The 1,666-nt window shown below is 34.3% G+C and carries 2 protein-coding genes; both read left to right on the top strand.

The window, feature by feature from the left end; all coding sequences use genetic code 11:
- Positions 1 to 462 (top strand): TlpA family protein disulfide reductase (locus Q4Q35_RS02860; protein ID WP_303276415.1); only part of this gene is annotated, 462 nt, incomplete at its 5' end.
- A gap of 370 nt (positions 463 to 832) precedes the next feature.
- Positions 833 to 1,558 carry a hypothetical protein gene (locus Q4Q35_RS02855; RefSeq protein ID WP_303276414.1) on the top strand — a complete coding sequence of 242 codons (726 nt, stop codon included), beginning with the start codon at positions 833 to 835 and terminating at the stop codon, positions 1,556 to 1,558.
- Positions 1,559 to 1,666 lie beyond the last annotated feature (108 nt).

The raw sequence follows: 1,666 nt of genomic DNA, 5'->3' as shown, positions 1-1,666 counted from the left end.
GAAAACGTAGCTGCTATAGAGGCCTTAAAAGAAGTGGATTATTCCAAGCCATTAGATATGGTTTTTACAGCTATAGATGGGAGTATCGTAGATCTTAATACCATGAGAGGGAAAGTGGTATTGATCGATTTTTGGGCGACCTACTGCAGTCCTTGTGTTAAGGAAATGCCACATGTTAGAGCCATGTATGATAAATACCGTGATCGGGGTTTTGAAGTCATTGGAATTGCTGTGGATAACGATGCAGCTAAAGAAAGAATCTTGAGCATCCTTAAAAAAACGGGCGCCAATTGGCCACAACGTTTAGACAAAGGAGCAGATGCCACTGTAAGTTTACATGCCTTATATGAAATCAAGACACTGCCTACCGTCTGGTTATTAAATAAAGAAGGTGTTATTGTAGATAGGAATGCACGAGGTGAAAGGTTGGAACCCTTAATCCGTGAACATTTAGGTTTATAAAAATGAAAAATGATAGCGTCGTATTATAAATGAAATGGTATTACAAGGTTTTTTTTAAGTCGTGGCAACCCATTAAAACCAATAAGAAATCATTGTAAAAAAAAAGGATAACAAACATTTTAGGCCTATTTTGATATCGTGCCGATTTCAGTTGAAAAGATCTTACGTCTTATCTCTATATAGCGAAGCGGTCTTTTGTCTTTTTAGTAGGTACTAGTGTGTGGGCAAATCAAGCACGGATTATTAAATCGCAAGTTTACTAATAGATGCAAGATTTCATGACTTTTTATCCGAATACAAAAACTTTTATCAAACAAGACAAACAAAAATATCAAACAATTTACAAACTCTAAAACAAGGTCTTATTATTATGAAACCAATTTTTAAATTTTTAGCCATATTCTTTTCAATGGGATTGTTCTTGTCATGTAGTCATGAAGACGACCAAGATTTTCCTAGAGCAGCAACGATTAAAGTCGTCAATTTAATCAGAGATATTGATCATGTCATAGTAAAGATAGGTGATAATCCCATTAACTATGCAGGAGTATCAGCAGGCGCAAGAGTGAATTTTGAATCCTTTAAAAACTTTTCTATGGAAGAAGGTTTGAACAGAGAAGTCTTCATAGTTGCTGAAAGTGACACATTACACAGTCTTTATTCCAATACATTAAATTTAAAAGGGATCCACTCCCTATATTTTTCAGGAACCTCGGAAGCGGTAGAGACGCTTTTGTTAGAAGATACTGTAAAACAATTTACAGATAGTATCGTTGGTATTCGATTTTTGAACTTGTCTAAAACGTCTGGTCCAGTAGATATTATGATCGCTGGAGAACCCTCAAATATTGTTTCAGCATTAGAGTATGAGTCAGTAACCGATTATATAGAATTTCCTGCGAAAAAAGCTGATGGCAGTTACACGTTCGAGTTTAAAAATGCAGCAGGTAATAGTATAGCCAATATTATAGTAGATCCTTTAGATGCTAATAATAGATCTACCAAAAAGAATTTGACTCTGGTTATTAGTGAGTTTAAACTTCCTATTGGAAATGGGTTGTTGTTTCATAAAATTACGCGAGTTAATAATTATTAGTTCTTATCAACTAATGATTGTCTAAAAAAGGTCCCTTGTTTTGTAAATAAGAGGTACAAAAAAAGGTGTCCAAAAAATAGACACCTTTTCCTGATCTTTACAAAATTA

The organism is Flavivirga aquimarina, assembly GCF_030540835.1.
GTDB lineage: Bacteria > Bacteroidota > Bacteroidia > Flavobacteriales > Flavobacteriaceae > Flavivirga > Flavivirga aquimarina.
The sequence above is the reverse complement of the archived record's forward strand: the minus strand, read 5'-3'. Positions and strand labels throughout refer to the sequence as shown.

Bases quoted from the DNA above. Each gene is read 5' to 3' on its own strand.
- Q4Q35_RS02855 (WP_303276414.1), top strand. From the start codon at position 833: ATGAAACCAATTTTTAAATTTTTAGCCATATTCTTTTCAATGGGATTG.